This window comes from Massilia litorea (genome assembly GCF_015101885.1).
Classification (GTDB): Bacteria; Pseudomonadota; Gammaproteobacteria; order Burkholderiales; family Burkholderiaceae_D; genus Telluria; species Telluria litorea.
In genome coordinates this window covers 2,342,720-2,363,379 of record NZ_CP062941.1, presented here as the reverse complement: position 1 = coordinate 2,363,379, position 20,660 = coordinate 2,342,720, and the positions used below count along the sequence as shown (strand labels likewise).

The window sequence follows — 20,660 nt, the reverse complement described above, 5'->3', positions numbered from 1 at the left end:
TAAAGTTTCCACATATTCAGACAGAAGGTTCACCGTGAAATATTTGCAAAAGATCGCCACCGGCGGATTCATATTGATCGCCCTGCTCTTCTTCGTCTGCGGCTTGTCGCTCATCGTCCTCGGCGCCATGGAGATCTGGTCGGCCCTGCGTCCGGGCGACGAGCAGTCGGTACAGGACCGCTTCCGGCTGATCCTGGAATGCATCGGCTTGCTGACGATTGCGGTGGCCGCCCTCGAACTGGGCCAGACGGTGCTGGAGGAAGAAGTACAGCGTGCGGTACACGTGAGCTCGCCGACTCGCCTGCGCCGCTTCCTGTCGCGCTTCCTGATCGTGGTGGTGGTGTCGCTCGGGGTCGAATGCCTGGTCGGCGTGTTCCAGTTCCTGCACACCAAGCCCGAGCTGCTGCCGCACGTTGCGTCGATTGGGGTTGCCGCAGCGATCCTGCTGGCGTGCTGGGGTGTGTTTGTACGGGCGAACGTCGAAGCCGAAAAGCTCGAACCGGCAGCCATGCACGAAGCGCAGAAGGAAGACGAGCACGTGGAAACCTGATTTTCAGGTCGTAACGGGTCTTTATGCACGGTGTCGCAGGAAATTCTTGGACATTCGCAAGAGTCCGGCTATAATCTTGCCTTCTTCGGGTCGTTAGCTCAGCTGGTAGAGCAGCGGACTTTTAATCCGTTGGTCGCAGGTTCGAATCCCGCACGGCCTACCAAAGATTCAGCGAAAACGCCAACCTTCACGGTTGGCGTTTTTGTTTCCGCGTTCGGAGCAGCGCCCATGCGCCAGACCCTGACCTCTCCCGTCCACCACGAACTGATCATCAAGAAGAGCCGTTTCATCGCCTGCGTGCAGCCGATGACGGACCGCGCCAGTGCCCAGGCGGTGGTGGCCGGCCTGCGCGCCCAGCATCCGCAAGCGGCGCACGTGTGCTGGGCGCTGCTGGCCGGGGGCCAGTCGGCCGCCGTCGACGATGGCGAGCCCAGCGGTACGGCCGGACGGCCGATGCTCGACGTGCTGCGCCACCAGGACCTGGAAGGGGTACTTGCCACCGTCGTGCGCTATTTCGGCGGCATCAAGCTTGGCGCCGGCGGCCTGGTGCGGGCCTACACCGACAGCGTGGCCCAGGCCCTGCTGCAGGCCGACAAGGTCGCCATCGTGCGCCACACCCAGCTGCGCTGCACGGCGCCTTACGCCTTCGAGGGCATGATCCGGCGCGAACTCGATGCCGCCAAGGCTACCCTGCTCGAGGTCAGCCATGGCGATGCCGTCGTGTTTGCCTTCAGCCTGGCCGAGGCCGATGCGCCGGCGCTGGTTGCGCGCCTGAACGAGGCGGGACACGGCCGTGTCGTCTGGCTCGGCGACGACGAGGCTTGAAAAAGGTCGTCCGGCAATACCGCGCGGCGCGTTCAACGCTACTCGGGCGCCGGCGCTTCAAGTGCATCCCGCTCCGTGCCACCATGCGTTCCACTTTGTTAACGACACAGGTGGCCCATGCGACTCTTTCGGACTTTGCTTCTCATTTTCCTGGCTGCAGCCATCGGCGGCTGCGCCTCGACTTCGCTGCGCAGTACGCGCCAGGCCGGCAGCCTGGTCGACTTCCTGTATCCGAAAGCGACGGCGGCGCCGGAGATGACGCCGACCGTCACCGAACTGCGTCCGCCGGTGCGGGTCGGCATCGCCTTTGTGCCGGGAAGTGGCCGCAACACGGCTGTGTCGGAAGCGGAAAGAATGCAGCTGCTCGAGCGCGTCAAGGCGGCCTTCTCCGCGCACGCCTACATCGGCAAGATCGAACTCATCCCGACCTCCTACCTGCGCCCGGGCGGCGCCTTCGACAACCTGGACCAGGTCGCGCGCATGTTCGACGTCGAAGTCGTCGCGCTGCTGTCCTACGACCAGGTCCGCTTCAACGACACGAATGCGGCCGCTGTCCTGTACTGGACCGTCGTCGGCGCCTATCTGATCCAGGGCGACCGCTACGACGTCCAGACCCTGCTCGACGCCGCCGTGTTCGACGTCAAAAGCCGCAAGCTGCTGTTCCGGGCGCCGGGCACCAGCCAGGTCAAGGGTTCCGCGACCTGGGCCGGGTTCACCGAACAGGCGCGCGCCGCCCAGTCGCAGGGCTATGCCCAGGCGGTCGAACAATTGATTCCGCAATTGCAGGGCGAGCTGGGCCGCTTCCGCGAACGCGTCAAGTCCGATCCGCAATTTAAAGTCGCGAACAAGGCGGGCTACAAGGGCGGCGGCAGCGCCGGCTGGCTGGCTGCGCTGGGCGCGCTGGGCCTGTTGTGGCTGGGCCATGCGAGGCGGCGTGCCTGAGGACGGACCGGAGCGCGGGCCTGGACGCGAGCGCGCGGCGGCCGGCCTGGCGCTCGCCTGCCTGTTGCTGGCTTGCCTGCCGGAATCGGCCATCGCGGCGCTGGCCTGGGAGCGCGATGCGATCCTCGCCGGCCAGTGGTGGCGCCTGTGGACCGGCCACCTGGTGCATTTCGGATGGCAGCACGCCCTGTTCGACGCGGTCGTGCTGTTCGCCGGCAGCTCCCTCCTCGAACGCGGCCTGGGCATGCGGCGCCTGCTGCGCCAATTGCTGCTGGTTGCTCCCCTGATCTCGCTGGCGCTGTTCGCCGTGCCCGGCCTGGTGGAATACCGCGGTGCTTCGGCGCTTGCCGCCACCGTCGCGCTGGCCGCGGGCATCGCCCTCTGGCCGCTGGCCGGACGCTGGCGTCCCGCCCTGCTGGCAGGCGGCCTGGCCTGCGCCGCGTCGACGGCCGCGCAAGCCATCGGTGCGGGATGGAGCGCGGCCGGCCTGCCGCCGACCGTCGCCGTCGCCTGGCAGGGGCATCTGCTTGGCGCGGCGTGCGCGCTGCTGCCCGGCTGGCGTGCAGCTAGCGCTATCAGGGCATCGAATACCTGACATCACAAGCGGAAAGCAGACTCGGAAAGCCTGGCGGTCTATAGTGGCCGGTTCCACTCGGCCCGGCATGGCGCCCGGCCGGTGTCACTACTGTAAAGACACTTTATTTTGATCAAGAAAAGCTTGCTCCCGCTGGCCCTTGGCGGCTTCGGCATTGGCATGACCGAATTCGTCATGATGGGCATCCTCCCCGATATCGCCGGCGGCCTGCAGGTCACGATCCCGCAAGCCGGCTACCTGATTACCGCCTATGCGCTCGGCGTCGTGGTCGGTGCGCCGACCCTGGTCAGCCTGCTGGCCAAACGGCCGCCGCGTACCGTACTGATCTGGTTCATGCTGATGTTCGCCGTGTTCAATGCCCTCTCCGCGCTGGCGCCGAATTATGGCCTGATGCTGGTGTCGCGCTTCCTGGCCGGCTTGCCGCATGGCGCTTTCTTCGGCGTGGGCGCCGTCGTCGCCAGCCGCCTGGCCGACGAGGGCAAAGTGGCCGCTGCGATGGCGACCATGTTCACCGGCCTGACGCTGGCGAATGTCGCCGGCGTCCCGCTGGGCACCTGGCTTGGCCACAACATGAGCTGGCGCCTGGTGTTCCTGGTCGTGGCCGCGATCGGCCTGCTGACGGCTCTCGCCCTGCGCCAGCTGGTGCCCTTCATCGAAGCACGCCCGAGCGCGGGCTTGCGCAAGGACCTCAGGATTTTCCGCAAGCCCGGCCTGTGGATGGCGCTGGCCATCACTTCGATCGGCACCGGCGGTTTCTTCGCCTGGTTCAGCTATATCGCCCCGCTGCTGACCGAGCTGTCGCGCTTCGCGCCGGGCCAGATCCCGATGATCATGACCGTCGTCGGCGTCGGCATGACGGTCGGCGTGACCGCGGGCGGCAAGCTGGCCGACCGCTTCGCACCGATCCGCGCCATCGTCATCCTGCTCACGACGATGACCGCCTTGCTGTTGATGAACGGCCTGTTCGCCACTTCGCAAACGGCCATGCTGGTGCTGGCCTTTGCCACCGGCGCGAATGCGCTGGCGATGGGGCCGCCGATCCAGATGCTCCTGATCGACCATTCGCGCGAAGCGGAGATGCTCGGCTCCTCGCTCGGCCAGTCGGGTTTTAATATCGGGAATGCCACCGGCGCCTTCCTCGGCGGTATTCCCCTGACGCTTGGCTACTCCTATGCCGCGCCCCAATGGGTGGCTGCAGGCCTGGCCTTCACCGGTGTCCTGCTGTCGCTGGCAATGCTGGCAATGCGCCGTGCGCAAGCGTCCCAGCCGCCGCAGGCACGCCAGGCCAGGGTGGAACGCGCCCGCGAAGCCGTCTAGCCCTCCCCTCTCCTCATCAGGTTCGACAGCAAGTCCATCGGCAGCGGAAAGACGATGGTTGCCGTCTTGTCGCTGGCCAGCGTGGACAGGGTCTGCAGGTAGCGCAGCTGCATCGCGCCCTGCTGCCGGGCCAGCACTTCGGCCGCCTGCATCAGCTTTTCCGAGGCCTGCAGTTCCCCTTCGGCGTGAATGACTTTCGCGCGCCGCTCGCGTTCGGCCTCGGCCTGGCGGGCGATCGCGCGGATCATCGATTCGTCGAGGTCGACGTGCTTGATCTCGACATTGGCGACCTTGATGCCCCAGGCATCGGTCTGGGCGTCGAGCACTTTCTGGATATCGATGTTGAGGCGTTCGCGTTCGGCCAGCATGTCGTCGAGCTCGTGCTTGCCGAGCACCGAACGCAGCGTCGTCTGGGCCAGCTGGCTGGTCGCTTCCATGAAATTGGCCACCTGGATGATGGCGCGTTCCGGATCGACGACGCGAAAATACAGCACCGCATTCACTTTCACCGACACGTTGTCGCGCGAGATCACGTCCTGCTTCGGCACGTCGAGCACGACGGTGCGCAGGTCGACCCGCACCATCTGCTGCAGCACCGGGATCAAGAGGATCAGGCCCGGTCCCTTCACTGCCCAGAAGCGCCCCAGCTGGAACACGACGCCGCGTTCATACTCGCGCAGCACGCGCACCGACATGGCGAACAGGACCAGCACCACGACGACCAGCAGGGACAAGCCGAAACTGAATTCGAACAGCATGAGGTTCTCCTAGTGACCATTGGCGGGCGCGTCCTTGGCGGGCGGACCGCGCCCCGGGGCCGCAGGATGTGCAGAAAGATCGAGCGGGGCCACCAGCAGCACGCGTCCGCGCCGGCCGAGCACCCGCACCCGTTCGCCCTGCCGCAAGGGCGTGTCGGCCACCACCTGCCAGGTCTCGCCGCCCACATTCGCCCAGCCTTCGCGCGCGGCGTCGCCCAGCATTTCGCCGAAGCTGCCTTCGAGCGCGCCCAGCGCCCCGGGCCGCGGCCGGCGCCGCGTGCGCAGCGCGACCTGGGCGGTGGCGCCGACCAGCAAGGCCGCCACGATGCCGATGCTGGCCACCAGGCCCAGCGGTAGTCCAAAACCCGGCGCCTCGGTGTCGAACAGCAGCAAGGCACCGATCACGAAGGCGATCACGCCGCCGAAGCCGATCACGCCAAAGCTCGGCAGGAAGGCTTCGGCCAGCATGCAGGCGAGGCCGAAGAAGATCAGCGCCAGCCCTGAATAATTGATCGGCAATAGCTGCAAGCCGTACAGGCCGAGCAGCAGGCAGATGGCTCCGGCCACGCCCGGCAGCACGGCCCCTGGGCTCATGAACTCGAACAGCAGGCCATACACGCCGACCGACAGCAGGATCAGGGCCACGCTCGGATGGGTGATGGTCGCCAGCAGGCGCGTGCGCCAGTCGGGCGGCAGCTCGACGACCGCCGCGCCGGCCACGTCCACGCGCCAGGGCCGGCCGCCCACGCCGACAACGCGTCCGTTCGCCTGCGCCAGCAGGCCAGGCACGTCTCGTGCGACGATGTCGACCACCTTGGCCGCCAGCGCATCCTCCGCGGACAGGCTGACCGACTGGCGCACCGCCGCCTCGGCCCAGACCGCATTGCGTCCGCGCAGCTGCGCCAGCCCGCGCAGGTAAGCGGCGGCATCGTTGACCGCCTTGTGCTCCATGGCCGAGGGCTCGGCAGGCTTGCCGGCATCGGATGGCGCGCCGCCCGGCGGCCCCGGACCGGCGCCGACCTGCACCGGCGTGGCCGCGCCGAGGTTGGTGCCGGGCGCCATCGCCGCGATATGGCAGGCGTACAGGATATAGGTGCCGGCGCTGGCGGCGCGGGCGCCGCTCGGGGCGACGAAACAGGCGACCGGCAGCGGCGCGGCCAGAATGGCGCGCACGATGATGCGCATCGAGGTGTCGAGGCCGCCCGGCGTGTCGAGTTGGAGGATGACGAGGCGGTCGCCGCGCGCCGCGGCGCCGGCGATGCCGCGTTCGATGTAGTCGGCATAGGCGGGACCGATCGGCCCGTCGACAGTCAGCAGGCTGGCGGAAGGAGCGGCATTGGCGCCCGGTGCAGCCGGCACCGCCAGCAAGAACAGCAAGAACAGCAGGCATAGCGTCGCCCACAGCGGATGCTGACCGATTCTTGACGACACATCTGCCGGCTGACGATTCACGCTTCCTCCGCGTGGAGAACATCTCCTTGCGGTTAGAACGGCTGGCTTCGGCCCAGGTTCCCGCCCTCGTGCCCGGGTTTGACGGCGCGCTACGACAGGCGCATGACGCGACAGCTCAGTTCGCGTGCAGGCCTCGGCATTGCCGCTTCAGGCCGATTCTTCAGCTTGATTTTCGCGCGATTCGACGAGGGCCGCAAGCAAGGCACGCTAGACCAGCAGCGGCCCGCCCATCGCCTTGCAGGTTTCCAGCGCCTCGGCACGGATCATGTCCAGCAAGTCTTCGTCGATAACGAAATCGAGGGCGCTGTCGGCATGTTCCGCCATGGCCGGCAGCGCCGCGCCGAGCGGCGACACGACCGGGGCATAGCCGTTCGCCAGCAGCAGCGTGTCGAGCAGGGTCGAGGGCGGCATGTTGATCCAGGCGCGGCGCAAGGCACCGATGGCGTCGGCCACCGTAGCTGGGACCGCGAGCTTTTTCAGGACTTCGAGGCTGACCACGTCCTCGCACAGTTCTCCCCATTTTTCCGGATCGTCGTCCAGCAGGCCGGGGAATTCGTCGGCGCGCGAGAGCAGGTAAAAGCCGCCGACCTCGTGGATGATGCCCGCGAACAGGGCCGTATCGGGATTGACGCCGGTGACGTGGCGCGCCAGCGACCAGGCCAGCGCGGCCACGTGGGTCGTGTGTTCCCAGAGCTGCTCGGCCTTGGCGCGCAGGCCGGGGTCCTTGATGCGGCTGCCGAACTGGCGCACCACCAGGCTGGCGACGAGCGCCTGCAGGCGCCGGTAGCCCATGCGGGTGACGGCGGCGCGCACGTTCGTCACGGAGGCGCCGCCGCCGCTGAAGGCGGCGGAATTGGCCAGCGCGACGGTGCGCGCGGCCAGTTGCGGTTCTGCCAGCACGAGCCGGATCGCCTCGTCGAGCGGACAATCGGGATCGTCGAGCGCCTGCTGCAGGCGCAGCACGGCATTGACGCTGGTAGGGAAAGTGATATCACCGCGCGAGGCTTGCGCCACGATGTATCCGAAGGCTTCGAGTTTGTTCACTTGAAAATTATAACCGCCCCTCTGCCGGGCCATGTGTTTACACGGCGCCCGGCAGCCGCAGGTGCCGGGAATGCGGCTTGCATACGACAAACGCGCGCAGCCATCGTCGACGGCTGCGCGCGCTGCTGAAGCGGCACAGGGGAAACCGGTGCAGGACCGGCGCCCTGCTTACTTGACCTTGATCGCGCTCTTCACGCTGTGCACGCCTTCGGTTTCCTTGGCGGCCTTGACTGCCTTGTCCGCTTCGGCCTTCGATTCGACGAAGCCGCTCAGCATGACGACGCCCTTCTCGGTTTCGACGTGGATGCCCAGCGATTTCAGTTCCGGCTGCGCCAGCAGGTTCGCCTTCACCTTGGTGGTCAATGCCGTGTCGGATGCGGCAACGGCGGTGGTGCGGCCGGCGTCGCGGGTCTTGTCGGCGGCGCGGTCGGTCGCGTTATCGGTCTTCACGGCAGCGGTCGCTGCTGCATCCTTCGTGTTTTCCTTCGCGTTGGCGGCAGCCTGGCGGGACTTGTCGCCGACGTTCTCGGCCGCGTTTTCGGTCTTCTGTGCCACGGTCGAGGCAACGGCCTTGGTCTTGTCGACCACGGTCGAGGCGACTTCCTTGGTCTTCTCGGCAACGGTCGAGGCGACGGCTTTGGTCTTGTCGACCGCGGTCGCGGTGGCGGCACGGGTGTTGTCGGCGGCGCGCTCGGTGGCGTTCTCGGCACGGCCGGCCATCGTCGTCACATTGCCCTTGCTGTCGACCAGGCAACCGGTGTTCGCATTGCCGGCAACCTGTTCGCACTTGGCGACCGCGGCGGCTTTCGCTGGATCCTTGGTGTCGGTGCTGGCGACCAGGCCGGCGCTGCCGCTGGCGCCGACGGCGCCCGAGCCCTCGCGGCCGGCCTTGGCGTCGGCCAGCGCAGCGGTGCGCACCGACTTGGCGTTATCCATGCAGCTGTCCTTGTCGGCGCCGCTCTTGGCGTCGCATTTGGCTTTCGCTACTTCATAGTCGGCCTCGGCGACCTTGTTGCGGGCGCTGGCGCGGCCTTTTTCGGAATTGTTGTACTTGGCGATGGCATCCGATTCGGTGCGCGCGCGTGCGGCTTTCGCCTCGGCCATGCAGACATCCTTGTCGTTGCCGCTCCGGGTATCGCACTTGGCGGTAGCGGCTTTGTACTCGGTGGCGGCCTTCTGGCTCACGTTGCGATAGGTCGCAGGATCGTGGTTCAGGGCGGCAGTCGGGGCAGCGGCGAAAGTAGCGCCGGCTGCGGTGGCCAGCAGAGTGGCGAGCAAGGTTTTCATGGCGGTGTCCCTGGGTAGGTTGTTGTGAAAGCGTCATTAAACGCGCCCTACCCCATGACATCTGTGCGACAACGAACACTTGTCGAAAAAACCATAAAACGCGGGTACGCAGCCAAGCGGATCAGTCTTTCAGCAAGCCCTCGCGCCACAGGGGTGCCGCGTCTTCGAACGGGGCGTCGGCCTTGCCGAAGCGGCTGCCATCCTGCGCCAGCGCGACCCAGGCCCGGGTATCGTGTCCGCCGCGCGGCGTCTGCCCGGCGCGCACTTGCGCCAGCCAGCCGTGCACGCGGCCATAGGCGCCGGGATGGCTGTGGCGGATCCAGGCCAGCGCCGCCAGGTCGGCATAGGCTTCCTCGCGGCGCGATTCGCGCAGGGCGCGCGCGATCGCCAGCAGGGAGCCGTCGCTGGCCATTTCTTCGCCGACTTCCACGAAGCCCGCCGGCAGCGCATTCCAGGCGCCCTGTGCATGACGCCAGCAATGGGCGATCTCGTGCGCCGCCATCGCCTCGATCAGCTCGCCCTGGCTCTCCTCGGCGACGCCCGCGAAAACGGCCTCGGCCTGCGGATTGCCGCGCAGCGACAAGACCAGTTTGCAGCGGCCGCCGTCGTAACCCATCGCCAGCGGCACGTCGGTGGCGCGTGCCTGCGGCTGGACGATGATGTCGATCGGCAGTTTTAAAGTTTGGGAATACACGAGGACGGGAGAGGCCGCCTGTAACCAGCGCGTTTCGAGCGCCGTCAGTTCGGCAGCCTGGGCGCTTGCGCCGGCGAGCAGCGCGAGGGACAACAAGGATTTAAACATGGGACACATCCGGGTTCGACGAAATGCTTCAAGGCAATTCTAGAACCCAGAATATCTTCCCGCGCAGAAATATTTTTGTCCCTGTTCAAACCGACAACGCCAGGCGCGCTCGTTGCGGCATGGACGCCACAGTCTCGCTGCCCTGCTGTGCCATTTTGAAGACACTGACCACGTCCGCCAGCGTCGCCGCCTCATCCTGCAGCGAAGCGGCGGCCGCGCTGGCCTGCTCGACCAGGGCGGCGTTCTGGCGGGTCGCCTCGTCCATCCGGCCAATGGCGCTGTTGACCTGCTCGATGCCGGCGCTCTGTTCGGCGCTGGCCGCGCTGATCTCGGCCATGATGTCGGTCACGCGTTTCACGCTGGTGACGATCTCGTCCATCGTGCTGCCGGCCTCGTCGACCAGGCGGGCGCCGGCGTCGACGCGCTCGACCGAGCTGCCGATCAGGGTCTTGATTTCTTTCGCTGCCGCAGCCGAACGCTGGGCCAGGTTGCGCACCTCGGTGGCGACGACGGCAAACCCGCGTCCCTGCTCGCCGGCACGCGCCGCCTCCACCGCGGCGTTCAGCGCCAGGATGTTGGTCTGGAAGGCGATGCCGTCGATCACGCCGATGATGTCGACGATCTGTTTGGACGAGGCGTTGATCGAGGCCATGGTCTCGACCACCTGCGCGACCACCGCACCGCCTTTCAGGGCCACGCTCGACGCCGACTCGGCCAGGGCATTCGCCTGGCGTGCATTGTCGGCGTTCTGGCGCACGGTGCCGGTCAGTTCGCCCATCGAGGCGGCGGTGTCCTGCAGCGTGCGGGTCTGGTTGTCGGTACGGTTCGACAAGTCCTGGTTGCCGGCCGCGATCCCGGTCGAGGCCTCGGCAATCGTCAGGGTGCCGCTGCGCACCTGGGAAACGATGTCGACCAGGCTGTCGCGCATGCCGGCCATCGCGAACAGCAGGCTCGAGCGGTCGCCCGGCGCGGTGGCGATCTGCACGTCGAGCTTGCCGGCGGCGATGCTGCGCACGATGTCGGCGGCGTAGCCCGGCTGGCCGCCGAGCTGGCGCAGCAGGCCGCGGCTGATGAACCAGGCGCCCAGGCTGCCTGCGGCCACGGCAATCGCGCACAGCCCCATCATCCAGGCGAAGAAACTGCCGGACAAGGCGCGTGCTTCCCCGGCCGCATCCTTGTTCAGTTGCTCTTCGAGGTCGATCAGGCGGTTCACGCTGGCCAGCCAGGACACGAAGGCCGGGGCCGCGCTGTGCGCCAGCAGGGTGCGTGCACCGTCGAGGTCGCCCGCCAGGCGCAGCTCGGTGACTTTCGCGATCAGCGGCTGGGTCTTGCGCTCGTCTTCCTTGATCGCGGCCAGCGCGGTCTTTTCGTCGGCGAGGATGTCGGTGCGGGTGGCGAACAGGGCGTCGAGGGCCGTGCCGGCACGCTCGTAATTGGCGGCCAGCACGCGGATCTGTTCGATCGCCGGCTGGGCGGCGGCATTGTCGCCGGCCAGTACCACGTCGCGCAGCGCGATCGCGCGGTCGTGCACGCTGCCGCGGAAATTGATGGCGTGACGCTGCTTGACGTTGTTGACGTCATTGATACGGTTCAGGGTGGCATCGATGTTGCCGACGCGGCTTACCGCCAGCGCCGTCAGCACCATCATCAGCGCCAGGACGGCGCCGAAGCCCAGCGCCAGACGGACGCCGATCGTCATTTTCGAAGAAAACATGGAAGCTCGCTCAAGGTCAGCCGGAAGGACGCTCCGGTCGCGCCGCAGGCTATTTATTGCCAGGCGGAAATTTAGCGAAACTATAGCAGAGTTCCATGCGATTTCGTCAAATTTACCTTAAGCTCCGGGTCAAAACCTGGTCAAAATGATGGATTTATCCGACATGTTGCTTATCGCTGCCCTTGCGCCGTCAATGCAGTGGCCGTCACAAAGGCCGGGCGAATGTCGTTCGGCACCGCTTTCATCTTGTCGAGCGCCTTCTGCACGTCCGGGCGGATGACGACATACTTCTCCATCAGCGCCTTGGCGCGCGCGTAGTCCCCGAGCGCCTCGATGGTGAGGAATTCGCGGTCGAGATCGATCACGCCCTGCCTGATTTTTTTAAAGTCGACCGAGAACGTGCCGTCGCCGTGCGAGACGAAGGCGCCCTTGTCGAGCAGGTAGTTCACCTGGATCGCCATGCCGCGCGCGTGCGAATCCGTCAGGCCGAAGTGCAGCGTGCGGAAGCACGAGGCGAGGAAGGTGTTGTAGAGCTTGCGTTCGGCCTGCTCTCCCTGCCCCAGCGTGTCCTTCAGCTGGCCCTTGTCCATCATGTAGCTCAGGGCCCACAGTCCGGTGACGTCCGCTTTCGCTTCCTCGATCGTCGAATAGGCTTCCTTCAGGTCCTGGCGCGGCGTCGATTCCTTGCCGCCCTGCTGCGTGTGGTGCGGACCCAGGCCGTGCGTGATTTCATGCGCCAGGATGTGGGTGAAGAAGGAATCGAAATCGAGGTCTTTCTGGTCTTGCGGGCGCAGGACCAGTTTCGTGATCGGCTTCAGGGTCGATTCGAACTTCGCTTCCTGGATATTTTTGAGCATCACGCGCTTCGAGCCGCGTTCGCGGATGATGCGCTCGTCGTTCGGCAGGTTGTAGGCGGCCGTCTGCACGCCCATGTTGCCGTCGCCCGCGCCGTAGACCTGGTTGACGACCACCATCGGCGCCATCGCCCCGACCTTCGGATTGCGGTACTGTTTATCCACCGGCAGGTTGTCTTCCAGCTCCTGCATGTGCTTGCCGAAGAAGTTCAGCTTCTGCGTCTCTTTCGGATCGCGCACGTTGACATAGGCTTCGAAGGCCGCCTTGTAGCCGAACAGTTCGTCGTTATAGGTCTCATACGGTCCGATGGTGATGTCGACCGGCGAGTCGAGGTCCATCCAGGCGAAATCGGAGGCCAGGTAATCGTTCGACAGGAAGGCGTCGGCGCGCAGCAGCAGGAATTTTTTCAGCGAGGCGTTGTCCGTGCTGGCGGCGGCATCGCGCAGCAGCTTGGCCAGCTGGGTGAGTTCGGTCTTGTATTCCTCGGAATACGGCACGCTGCGGAATTTCCCCGCGCCGTCGCTGCGGATCACGGTGAAGAACCACTGCGCTGCTTCCTTGTCCTTCGCGGACAGGCCGTTCATCCAGGTCTCCAGGGCTTCCTTGCTGGCGCCGGCCGGATAGAAATTGGCGCCGTCGGGTTTGCGCGCCGGGATCTTGATGCCGGCGTACTCGGGCGGCATGAAGGAGGCGTTGCCGTCGATGATGGACCACGGGCCCTTGTTCAGCCAGAAGTAACGCTGGCGCGCCTTGCCCAGCGGAGAACTGTCCTTCTGCAGCGCCGCCCACAGCGCCTCGTTGCCGGCCCAGCGCTGGCGCAACTGCAGGGTGTCGACGATCTTCGCCGCCTCGATCAATTTGCCGATCGCCGCGCGGTCGCCTTTCGACAGCCCGGCCGTCTCGGCGCGCAGGTCGACCGGGGCGAAGCGTTTCGCCATGGCGTTCAGTTCGGCGACAGTCGCCGCATGTGGCTTGGCGGCAGGCGCCTCGGCTGCCGTGACGGCGCCGGCAGCGATGGCCAGCACGAGTGGTGCGAGAAGGTGTTTCATGTGTCCCCTTTATATTTTGAATACAAGCAAGCGATTGTAATACGGTGAAGGAACCGAATTGGCGTTTTGGACGACATGGTGGTGCACCGTAGGGTGGGCATGCCCACGCGGACACCGTTCGAATTTCGCGGCCATACGCGTGCACGTTTGCGCTGACGCATCAGGGAAACGTACTGTCCAATTACGATGCCGAACCATGACACGCTACCGTCGTCTCCAGGCAGGCCCCACCTATTTCTTCACTGTCGTCGCTTTCCAGCGCCGGCCGATCTTCTGCGACCCCGGGTTTCGCGCCGCCCTTCGGCAATCGATCACCACCGTCCGCGTCGCGCGTCCCTTTACCATCGACGCCTGGGTTCTGATGCCGAACCATATGCACTGCATCTGGACGCTGCCCGAGCGGGACTTTGATTATGGGCGGCGATGGGGCGAGATCAAGCGTTACGTCTCGAATGTGTGCCGCGAGACGCTGCACGATCCGGCTCTCTTGAAACGATCAACGAAAAAACGTAATGAATCGACGATCTGGCAGCGGCGCTTCTGGGAGCACCAGATTCGCAATGATGTCGATTTCGAACGGCATATGGATTACGTGCATTTCAATCCGGTGAAGCATGGGTTCGTGTTGAACGTCGCCGAGTGGGAGCATTCGACGTTTCACCGGTATGTGCGGAATGGGGTGTATGCCCAGGATTGGGGCGGGACGGCGGAGGCGCGCACGTTGCAGTTGGATTGAGCGGTCGGGTGGGCATGCACACGTAACGCGTGGGCATGCCCACGCTACGTCAGCGCACCGTCGCCAGCGCGGGCGCCTGCGTCCAGCCGCCGCCAAGCGCACGCGCCACCGCCACGGAAGCCAGCAGACGCTGGGTACGGATCTGCGCGGCGGCGCGGTCCGCGGCCAGGGCGCTGCGCTGGGCGTCGGTGACATCCAGGTAGGTCGAGATGCCGCGCTCGTAACGCGCCTGCGCCACCAGCAGCGCACGCGCGGCCGCTTTCTGGGCCTGGGCCTGCACGTCGCCCTGCTTCTGGCGTTGCTGCGCATCCGACAAGGCGTCTTCGACTTCGCGCAGTGCGGTCAATAAACGGTTCTCGTGGTTCGCCACCGCTTCCTCGTAGCGCGCCTTGTACAGGTCCAGGTTGGCTCGATTGCGGCCGCCGTCGAAGACCGGCAGCGACAGGGCCAGCGGCCCGATCGAGAACTGGCGCGCGCTGCCGCCGGCCAGGTCGCGCAGCGATTGCGAGGCATAGCCGAAATTGCTGGTCAGGCTCACCGACGGATAGAACATGCCCTCGGCCACGCCGACTTGCGCATTCGCCGCGCGCAGGTTGGCGACGCTGGCCGCCAGGTCCGGGCGCTGCGCCAGCAGGCTGGCCGGCAGGCCGACCGGGATCGATGGCGGCAGCGGCAGTGCCGGTTTCGCCGCGACCGGCAGCAGCGGCGTGCTCGGCGAGGTGCCGACCAGCACCGCCAGCGCGTGCTCGACCGCGTTGCGCTGGCGCTGCACCTCGTGCAGGTCGGCTTCGGCGTTCGCGCGCTCGACGCGGGCGCGCGAGACATCGAGTTCGTTGGTGAGGCCCGCGTCGAAACGCGCCTCGACCAGTTCCTGCGCTTCGCGCCGGGCGCCCAGCGCGTTCGCCAGGATCGCCTGTTCGGCATCCAGGCCACGCAGCTGCCAGTAGCTCTGCGCCACCTGGCTCGAGAGCATCAGCAGCACGCCGTCGCGGTCGTCCTGGGCGGCGAGGGCCTGGGCGTCGGCCGCTTCGATCACACGGCGCACGCGGCCCCAGATATCGAGCTCGTACGACAGCGCCGCGCCCACCGAGAAGTTGTTGCCTTCGATCGAACGCCCGCCCAGGGCCAGCGCCTGCGAAGTCTCGGCCGAGGTGCGCGAATTCGACACGCCGGCATTCACCGACACGTTCGGCGCCTGGCCTGCGCGCAGCACGCCGAGCTGGGCCTGCGCCTGCAGCAGGCGCTGCGCCGCGGCTTTCGCGCCCGGATTGTCGCGCAGGGCGCGCTCTTCCAGGCCGCTCAGGGTGGCGTCGTTGAACACGGTCCACCAGTGGGCCGGCAGGCGCGCTGCATCGGAAACGACAGCCGGTTCGGCATGGCGGTAAGCCGGCGCCTCGACCGCTTTCGGGGCCACGAAATTGGGCCCGATGGTGGAACAGCCGCTGACCATCAGGGCCAGCGCGGCGCTCACGCCGACCGCCAGCGCACGTTGCGGAAACAGCTTGGCAAAGGAATCGAACATCGTTTTTCTCATCTCTTCAATTCAATGAAATCAGTGACCGCCACCGCCGGCACCGCCGGGGGATTTGACCTTGTCGGCGAGCCAGACCATGGCGATGCAGCCGATCAGGATCGCGCCGACGATAAAGAAGCCGTCGTTATAGGCCATCACATAGGCTTCGCGCCGCACGATGCGGTCGAGCGCGGCCAGTGCCTGGTTGGCCGCGGTAGCCGGATCGATACCGCTGGCGACAAACGCTTGCGTCATCTGGTCGATACGTTCCTGGGTCGGCGCCGCATAGGTCGACACCGACTCGCCGAGGCGCGCGGAATGAAAATGCTCGCGGTTGGTGAGCGAGGTCGCCAGCATTGCGATACCGACCGAGCCGCCCAGGTTGCGCGTCATGTTGAACAGGCTCGAGGCCGAGGGCATGTCCTTCGGCGCGATGCCGTTCATCGCGAAATTCGACAGCGTCAGCATCACGAAGGGCTGGCCGATCGCGCGCACGATCTGGGTGATCATCAGCTGGTCGTAGCCGGTGGTGGCGTCCATGTAGGCATTCATCAGGCAGGAGCCGCCGAACAGCAGCAAACCGAAGCTGCACATGATGCGGTTGTCGACCTTTGACGACAAGGCCGCCGCAAACGGCATCACGATCAGCTGCGGCAGGCCGACCCAGGCGATCACTTCGCCGATCTGCATCGGCGTGTAGCCGGCGATCTGTCCCAGGTACAGCGGCAGCAGATAAGAGGAGCCATACAGGCCCATGCCGGTGACGGCCGACAGCACGGTCGCGATCAGGAAGTTACGCTGGCCGTACAGGCGCAGGTTCACGAAGGACTGCTGGCGCGTAAAACTCGTCGCCACCCAGCCGAGGATGCCGACCAGCGCCAGCGCCGCGAAGGTGATGATGAATTCGGAATCGAACCAATCCTTCGAATTGCCCTCTTCCAGGAAGATGGTCAGGCAGCCGAGACCGAGCGCCATCAGGCCGATGCCGAGCCAGTCGGCGTTGACCAGGGTCCTGATCTGCGACGGTTCGCGGTCCAGGCCATAGATCATGCCGGCGATCAGCAGCACGCCCGGCACCCAGTTGATGTAGAAGATCGACGGCCAGCCGTAGATCTCGGACAGGTAGCCGCCCAAGGTCGGGCCCATGGCCGGGGCCAGGGTCGCCGTGAGGCCGAAGATCGCCATGCCGACCGCGCGCTTGGAACTGGGCAGGCGCGTCATCACGAGGGTCATCGCCATCGGGATCAGGGCGCCGCCGGTGAAACCCTGCAGCATGCGGAAGACGATCATGCTCTCCAAGTTCCAGGCCGCGCCGCACAGGGTCGAGAACACGAGGAAGAGGGAGGTAGTGCCGATCATGTAGCGGCGCACGCCGAAGGCGCGCCCGAACAGCGCCGTCATCGGGATCACGACGATCTCGGCGCACAGGTAGGCGGTCGAGATCCAGGAGCCCTCTTCCTGGGTCGCCGAGAGCGTGCCCAGGATGTCGCGCAGCGAGGAGTTGGTGATCTGGATGTCGAGCACCGCCATGAAGGCGCCCAGCATGCCGGCGGCGACCGCGATCCAGGTGCGCGCATCGACGCGCGCGCCGGCGGCGGGTGCGCCCGGGAAGACCGCGGGCGCGGGCTTGGTCGTACTCGTCATGAAGCCGCCTTATTTAGCTGGCTGTGCCGCCGGCTGGGCCGATGCGGTTTGCGCCGGCCCGGCCGGCTTCGATTCCGCCTTCTGGCGCAGGTCGATCTCGGCAACCACCGACATGCCCGGCACCAGGCGGCCCGTCAGGCGCTGCACGTCGGCCGGGGCCAGCGTGATCTTGACCGGCACGCGCTGCACGATCTTGGTGAAGTTGCCGGTCGCGTTATCGGCCGGCAGCAGCGCGAACTGGTTGCCCGAGGCCGGCGAGAAGCTGTCCACGCGGCCGACCAGGTGTTCGTCCGGCAGCGCGTCGATCTGCAATTCGACCGCCTGGCCCGGCTTCAGGCCGGCCAGCTGGGTTTCCTTGAAGTTGGCGTTGACCCAGACCTTGTCTTCGACCACGGCCACCAGCTGCTGGCCCGGCTGCACGCGCGCGCCCACTTCCACGCTGCGGCGGCCGATGCGGCCATCGACCGGCGCCAGGATGCGGCCGTAGCTGACCTGCTGCTTCGCGTCCTTCAGCTGCGCCTGCAGCACCTTGATCTGGGCCTTCAGCACGTCGCGCGCGGAAGATGCGGCATTGATCTGCGCCTTGGCGGCGCTGGCGGTGTCGCGGCGCGCATTGACGTCGGCGGCGGCGGCCGTGCGCGCAGCGTTCGCGGCATCGACTTCGGCTTTCGAAACGGCCTTCATCTGCTTCGTGTACAGCTGGCCGAAGCGCTCGGCGTCCTGGCGCGCGCGCAGCGCGAGGGCCTGCGACTGGCCGACCTGCGCCTGAGCCGCCTGAGCCTGGGCGCGCACCTGTTCGACTTGCGCGTCGGCCTGGATCACCTGCTGCTTCGCGCTGGCGATCTGCGCCTCGATCTGCTCGACGCGCACGTGCTGGTCGGCCGGGTCGAGTTCGGCGATGACGTCGCCCGCCTTCACATGCTGGTTGTCTTCCACCAGCACGCGCGTGACGACGCCGGCGATGCGCGCCGAAACCGGGTGCACGTGGCCGGCGACATAGGCGTTCTCGGTATCGACGAAGTTATGGCTGCGGTACCACATGCGTCCACCGGCAGCCAGCGCCGCGATCGCGATCAGCCCGACCACGACGAGCACGCGCTTGTTGGGCGGAGTCTTGCCGGCGGCGGCCGGGGCCGGGGCTGATGGAGGATTGGCAAGCGGCTTCTGCTCGACCGTAGGCTGCGTTTGGGACATGGAGCAACTCCGAAAAGGGAATAGGTAACTTCTTACATTATTCGACAAGCGCCTCAGTTCGTCAAGAAATGAAACGGTTGCATTTCATTTGTTGGTGATTTACAGTGATGCCATGAGCAAATCATCGTTAGCAAGCCGCGTTCCCTGCCTGCGCGGCGCCGGCCGGCCGAAGGCAAGCGACGTCGAAGCCCGCATGCACGACCTGATCGACGCCGCCGCACGGCTGTTCCTGACCAACGGCTATACCCGCACCAGCCTGGAATCGATCGCCCGCGCCGCGCGCGTGGCCGTGCGCACCATCTATGTGAAATTCGGCGGCAAGGCCGGGCTGCTCGAAGCCGTGCTGGTGTCGCGCCGCGAACAATTCTTCCGCATCGCCGACATGGAACACGACATGCGCCCGTTCCGCGCGGTCGTCGACGATTTCGCACGCCAGTTCTTCGACCTGCTCTGCCAGGACCAGTTGATCGCGATGCAGCGCGTGGTGATCGCGGAGGCGGCCGACAACCCGGAACTGGCGCATACCTTCTTCGACACCGGCCCGCGCATGACGCGCGAGATGCTCGAACGCTTTTTTGCGCGCGCCGACATCCGCGCCCAGTTGCGCGAGGACCTGCCCTTCGAACAGCTGCCCGCTTTCCTGACCAGCTGGATTTCCGGGGACGCCATGCAGCGCTTCGTTTTTCCGCACGATCAACCATCGCATGCCGAGGCGCATCGCCTGCTGGCGCAGCGCCTGGAGATGTTCTATCGCGCGGTGCTGAGGTAGCTGTACGGCTGAGCGAAATGTGCGTCATCGCACCGATCCGGTGCACCCCCTGTGAGAAACTGACTCCCTATCTCAAGGAGGATGTCATGGATATCAACAAGAACATCACGACGGTTCAGCACAAGGGGGCAATATGAGCAAGACTTCTCGTTACGAATGGCGCGACCAGCAGGCGTCCCTGCATGAGCGCATGAAGGGCTTCCTGCAAAATCCGGGCAACGAGCAGCTCGAAGCGGTGGTCGCCGAAATGCGCGCCTACGCCGATGCCGCCAAGTCGGGTCATATCGAGATCCCGCAAAGCTGGACCAGCTACGGCTGATCGCCGATCCGGCGCCACGCGGCGCCACCATAAGAATGCCGCCCTGCTCGCGCTTGGCGGCATTTTTTATTGGCCCTGCTACGGAAATACCCGCGACATTGCACGCCATATCACCGGGACAATATCGGGACGCGGGTCTCCAGTTCGCCCACAAAGCGTCAAATTTGACGAGAATAAGCCGTACAACCCAGGCACACCATTGAAACATTGACGATTCCGCCGGATCGATTCCGGTATCATCCATGGCAAATCAAGCAATTTTCCCAACCATTCAGCACAAGGATCGGCGCATGACGACGATGACTGGACGATTCAGCGGGCGCGACATGGAGATGGCGGGCGATCCCTGGCTGGCGGAACTGGCCGCGATCCGGCACGCGTTCGAAGAACGCATGGCGCAGCTGTTGCCCGACAGCGGCAACGGCAGCGATACCCTGGCGGCAGCAATGCGCGCCGGCACCCTCGGCGCCGGCAAGCGCATGCGTCCGCTGCTGCTGATGCTGGTCGCGCGCGACCTCGGCTGCGCCTCCCCGGCCCTGGTCGATATCGCCTGCGCCGTCGAGATGGTGCATGCGGCCTCGCTGATCCTCGACGACATGCCCTGCATGGACGACGCCATGCTGCGCCGCGGCCAGCCGACGATCCATGTGCAATACGGCGAAGACGTCGCCATCCTCGCCTCCGTCGCCCTGCTCAGCCGCGCTTTCGGCGTGCTCGCGACCGCGCCCGGCATCCGGCCCGAGGTGCGCGCACGGCTGGTGGCGAAACTGGCCGAGACAGTCGGCAGCCAGGGCCTGGTGCGCGGCCAGTTCGAGGACCTGCGCGGAGGCGGCCAGCGCTCGGAAGCGGAAATCGCCAGCACCAATGAGTTGAAGACGGGCGTGCTGCTCGGCGTCTCGGTCGACATGGCCGCGATCCTGGCCGAGACCGACGACTGCGTCGCCGAATCGCTGCGCGCCTTTGCGCTTGCCGCCGGCCACGCCTTCCAGATCCGCGACGATTTCCAGGACGATCCGGCCAACGACACGAGCGTGACCGGTAAAGATACCGGCAAGGACCTCGGCAAGGCCACGCTCATCAACGCGCTCGGCTTCGAGGAAGCGAGGAAGCGCCTGGCGCGGCACCTCGACGAGGCCGACCGCTGCCTGACCGATGCCATCGGCAGCAAGCAGCGCACGCGCCGCTTCGTCGACACGCTGTTCGGCCAGGGTGGCGGCTTTCGCTTCGCCGGCCGCCCGCTTGCTGCGACGCCGGACCGGCACCTGGTGCGCCATTGAGCACGCCTTCGACGCTCC

At 66.1% G+C, this 20,660-nt stretch carries 19 protein-coding genes and 1 tRNA gene; 10 read left to right on the top strand and 10 right to left on the bottom strand.

Translation table 11 applies throughout. The annotated features are described in order from the left end of the window. Window positions 1-34 precede the first annotated feature (34 nt). The 6 genes from LPB04_RS10465 (at window position 35) to LPB04_RS10440 (ending at window position 4,229) form a co-directional block, all read left to right on the top strand. Window positions 35-550 (top strand): hypothetical protein, encoded by a 516-nt coding sequence (locus tag LPB04_RS10465; RefSeq protein ID WP_227496698.1) that lies wholly within the window; start codon window positions 35-37, stop codon window positions 548-550. Between the two features lie 87 nt (window positions 551-637). Continuing rightward, window positions 638-713: transfer RNA gene (locus LPB04_RS10460), tRNA-Lys, on the top strand. Between the two features lie 65 nt (window positions 714-778). Further along, window positions 779-1,375, top strand: a complete 597-nt coding sequence (locus tag LPB04_RS10455; protein WP_193688605.1) for an IMPACT family protein — start codon at window positions 779-781, stop codon at window positions 1,373-1,375. A gap of 135 nt (window positions 1,376-1,510) precedes the next feature. Then, window positions 1,511-2,317 (top strand): rhombotarget lipoprotein, encoded by an 807-nt coding sequence (gene rhlP / locus LPB04_RS10450; RefSeq protein WP_227496697.1) that lies wholly within the window; start codon window positions 1,511-1,513, stop codon window positions 2,315-2,317. Continuing rightward, the gene (locus tag LPB04_RS10445) at window positions 2,310-2,912 is read left to right on the top strand and encodes a rhomboid family intramembrane serine protease (protein ID WP_193688603.1); all 603 of its coding nucleotides are present in this window, start codon (window positions 2,310-2,312) and stop codon (window positions 2,910-2,912) included. Before rhlP ends, LPB04_RS10445 begins: the two co-directional genes overlap by 8 nt. A 108-nt stretch (window positions 2,913-3,020) precedes the next feature. Beyond that, window positions 3,021-4,229 carry an MFS transporter gene (locus LPB04_RS10440; protein WP_193688602.1) on the top strand — a complete coding sequence of 403 codons (1,209 nt, stop codon included), beginning with the start codon at window positions 3,021-3,023 and terminating at the stop codon, window positions 4,227-4,229. On the opposite strand, the gene LPB04_RS10435 is transcribed toward LPB04_RS10440, so the two are convergent. The 7 genes from LPB04_RS10435 to LPB04_RS10405 form a co-directional block, all read right to left on the bottom strand. After that, a complete protein-coding gene (locus tag LPB04_RS10435) occupies window positions 4,226-4,987 on the bottom strand; it encodes a slipin family protein (RefSeq protein WP_193688601.1) in 762 nt (253 codons plus the stop codon). The genes LPB04_RS10440 and LPB04_RS10435 overlap by 4 nt on opposite strands. A gap of 9 nt (window positions 4,988-4,996) precedes the next feature. Further along, window positions 4,997-6,439, bottom strand: a complete 1,443-nt coding sequence (locus tag LPB04_RS10430; RefSeq protein WP_193688600.1) for an NfeD family protein — start codon at window positions 6,437-6,439, stop codon at window positions 4,997-4,999. A gap of 207 nt (window positions 6,440-6,646) precedes the next feature. After that, window positions 6,647-7,483 (bottom strand): HDOD domain-containing protein, encoded by an 837-nt coding sequence (locus LPB04_RS10425; protein ID WP_227496696.1) that lies wholly within the window; start codon window positions 7,481-7,483, stop codon window positions 6,647-6,649. 168 nt (window positions 7,484-7,651) lie between these two features. Further along, window positions 7,652-8,770: a BON domain-containing protein gene (locus tag LPB04_RS24290; RefSeq protein ID WP_193688598.1), complete on the bottom strand. Its 1,119-nt coding sequence runs from the start codon at window positions 8,768-8,770 to the stop codon at window positions 7,652-7,654. Between the two features lie 121 nt (window positions 8,771-8,891). After that, window positions 8,892-9,572 carry a hypothetical protein gene (locus tag LPB04_RS10415; protein ID WP_193688597.1) on the bottom strand — a complete coding sequence of 227 codons (681 nt, stop codon included), beginning with the start codon at window positions 9,570-9,572 and terminating at the stop codon, window positions 8,892-8,894. Window positions 9,573-9,657: 85 nt separating this feature from the next. Next, window positions 9,658-11,286 (bottom strand): methyl-accepting chemotaxis protein, encoded by a 1,629-nt coding sequence (locus tag LPB04_RS10410; protein WP_193688596.1) that lies wholly within the window; start codon window positions 11,284-11,286, stop codon window positions 9,658-9,660. A gap of 170 nt (window positions 11,287-11,456) precedes the next feature. After that, window positions 11,457-13,190: a dipeptidyl-peptidase 3 family protein gene (locus tag LPB04_RS10405; RefSeq protein WP_193688595.1), complete on the bottom strand. Its 1,734-nt coding sequence runs from the start codon at window positions 13,188-13,190 to the stop codon at window positions 11,457-11,459. Between the two features lie 196 nt (window positions 13,191-13,386). Between LPB04_RS10405 and LPB04_RS10400 the strand changes: the two genes are divergently transcribed. After that, entirely contained in the window at window positions 13,387-13,926 is a 540-nt protein-coding gene (locus tag LPB04_RS10400) for an REP-associated tyrosine transposase (RefSeq protein ID WP_193688594.1), read from the top strand. A 49-nt stretch (window positions 13,927-13,975) separates the two neighbouring features. Here LPB04_RS10400 and LPB04_RS10395 read toward each other — a convergent pair whose 3' ends face one another. The 3 genes from LPB04_RS10395 to LPB04_RS10385 are packed head-to-tail and all read right to left on the bottom strand — an operon-like array spanning window position 13,976 to window position 18,277. Beyond that, window positions 13,976-15,448: an efflux transporter outer membrane subunit gene (locus LPB04_RS10395; protein WP_193688593.1), complete on the bottom strand. Its 1,473-nt coding sequence runs from the start codon at window positions 15,446-15,448 to the stop codon at window positions 13,976-13,978. A 30-nt stretch (window positions 15,449-15,478) separates the two neighbouring features. Next, the gene (locus tag LPB04_RS10390; protein ID WP_193688592.1) at window positions 15,479-17,083 is read right to left on the bottom strand and encodes a DHA2 family efflux MFS transporter permease subunit; all 1,605 of its coding nucleotides are present in this window, start codon (window positions 17,081-17,083) and stop codon (window positions 15,479-15,481) included. A gap of 9 nt (window positions 17,084-17,092) precedes the next feature. Continuing rightward, entirely contained in the window at window positions 17,093-18,277 is a 1,185-nt protein-coding gene (locus tag LPB04_RS10385; RefSeq protein WP_193688591.1) for an HlyD family secretion protein, read from the bottom strand. Window positions 18,278-18,389: 112 nt separating this feature from the next. Between LPB04_RS10385 and LPB04_RS10380 the strand changes: the two genes are divergently transcribed. The 3 genes from LPB04_RS10380 to LPB04_RS10370 all read left to right on the top strand — a co-directional run bounded on the left by LPB04_RS10380 (window position 18,390) and on the right by LPB04_RS10370 (window position 20,642). After that, window positions 18,390-19,046, top strand: a complete 657-nt coding sequence (locus LPB04_RS10380; protein ID WP_193688590.1) for a TetR/AcrR family transcriptional regulator — start codon at window positions 18,390-18,392, stop codon at window positions 19,044-19,046. 133 nt (window positions 19,047-19,179) lie between these two features. Next, window positions 19,180-19,365: a hypothetical protein gene (locus tag LPB04_RS10375; protein ID WP_193688589.1), complete on the top strand. Its 186-nt coding sequence runs from the start codon at window positions 19,180-19,182 to the stop codon at window positions 19,363-19,365. A 290-nt stretch (window positions 19,366-19,655) separates the two neighbouring features. Beyond that, complete coding sequence (locus LPB04_RS10370) at window positions 19,656-20,642, top strand: polyprenyl synthetase family protein (protein WP_193688588.1); 987 nt, start codon at window positions 19,656-19,658, stop codon at window positions 20,640-20,642. Window positions 20,643-20,660 lie beyond the last annotated feature (18 nt).

What these genes read in the sequence shown, in the direction of transcription:
- LPB04_RS10410 (WP_193688596.1), bottom strand. Translation starts at nt 11,286, where the DNA reads ATGTTTTCTTCGAAAATGACGATCGGCGTCCGTCTGGCGCTGGGCTTC.
- LPB04_RS10395 (WP_193688593.1), bottom strand. Translation starts at nt 15,448, where the DNA reads ATGTTCGATTCCTTTGCCAAGCTGTTTCCGCAACGTGCGCTGGCGGTC.
- LPB04_RS10415 (WP_193688597.1), bottom strand. Translation starts at nt 9,572, where the DNA reads ATGTTTAAATCCTTGTTGTCCCTCGCGCTGCTCGCCGGCGCAAGCGCC.
- LPB04_RS10375 (WP_193688589.1), top strand. Translation starts at nt 19,180, where the DNA reads ATGAGCAAGACTTCTCGTTACGAATGGCGCGACCAGCAGGCGTCCCTG.
- LPB04_RS10405 (WP_193688595.1), bottom strand. Translation starts at nt 13,190, where the DNA reads ATGAAACACCTTCTCGCACCACTCGTGCTGGCCATCGCTGCCGGCGCC.
- LPB04_RS10455 (WP_193688605.1), top strand. Translation starts at nt 779, where the DNA reads ATGCGCCAGACCCTGACCTCTCCCGTCCACCACGAACTGATCATCAAG.
- LPB04_RS24290 (WP_193688598.1), bottom strand. Translation starts at nt 8,770, where the DNA reads ATGAAAACCTTGCTCGCCACTCTGCTGGCCACCGCAGCCGGCGCTACT.
- LPB04_RS10380 (WP_193688590.1), top strand. Translation starts at nt 18,390, where the DNA reads ATGAGCAAATCATCGTTAGCAAGCCGCGTTCCCTGCCTGCGCGGCGCC.
- LPB04_RS10435 (WP_193688601.1), bottom strand. Translation starts at nt 4,987, where the DNA reads ATGCTGTTCGAATTCAGTTTCGGCTTGTCCCTGCTGGTCGTCGTGGTG.
- LPB04_RS10385 (WP_193688591.1), bottom strand. Translation starts at nt 18,277, where the DNA reads ATGTCCCAAACGCAGCCTACGGTCGAGCAGAAGCCGCTTGCCAATCCT.
- LPB04_RS10400 (WP_193688594.1), top strand. Translation starts at nt 13,387, where the DNA reads ATGACACGCTACCGTCGTCTCCAGGCAGGCCCCACCTATTTCTTCACT.
- LPB04_RS10390 (WP_193688592.1), bottom strand. Translation starts at nt 17,083, where the DNA reads ATGACGAGTACGACCAAGCCCGCGCCCGCGGTCTTCCCGGGCGCACCC.
- LPB04_RS10370 (WP_193688588.1), top strand. Translation starts at nt 19,656, where the DNA reads ATGACGACGATGACTGGACGATTCAGCGGGCGCGACATGGAGATGGCG.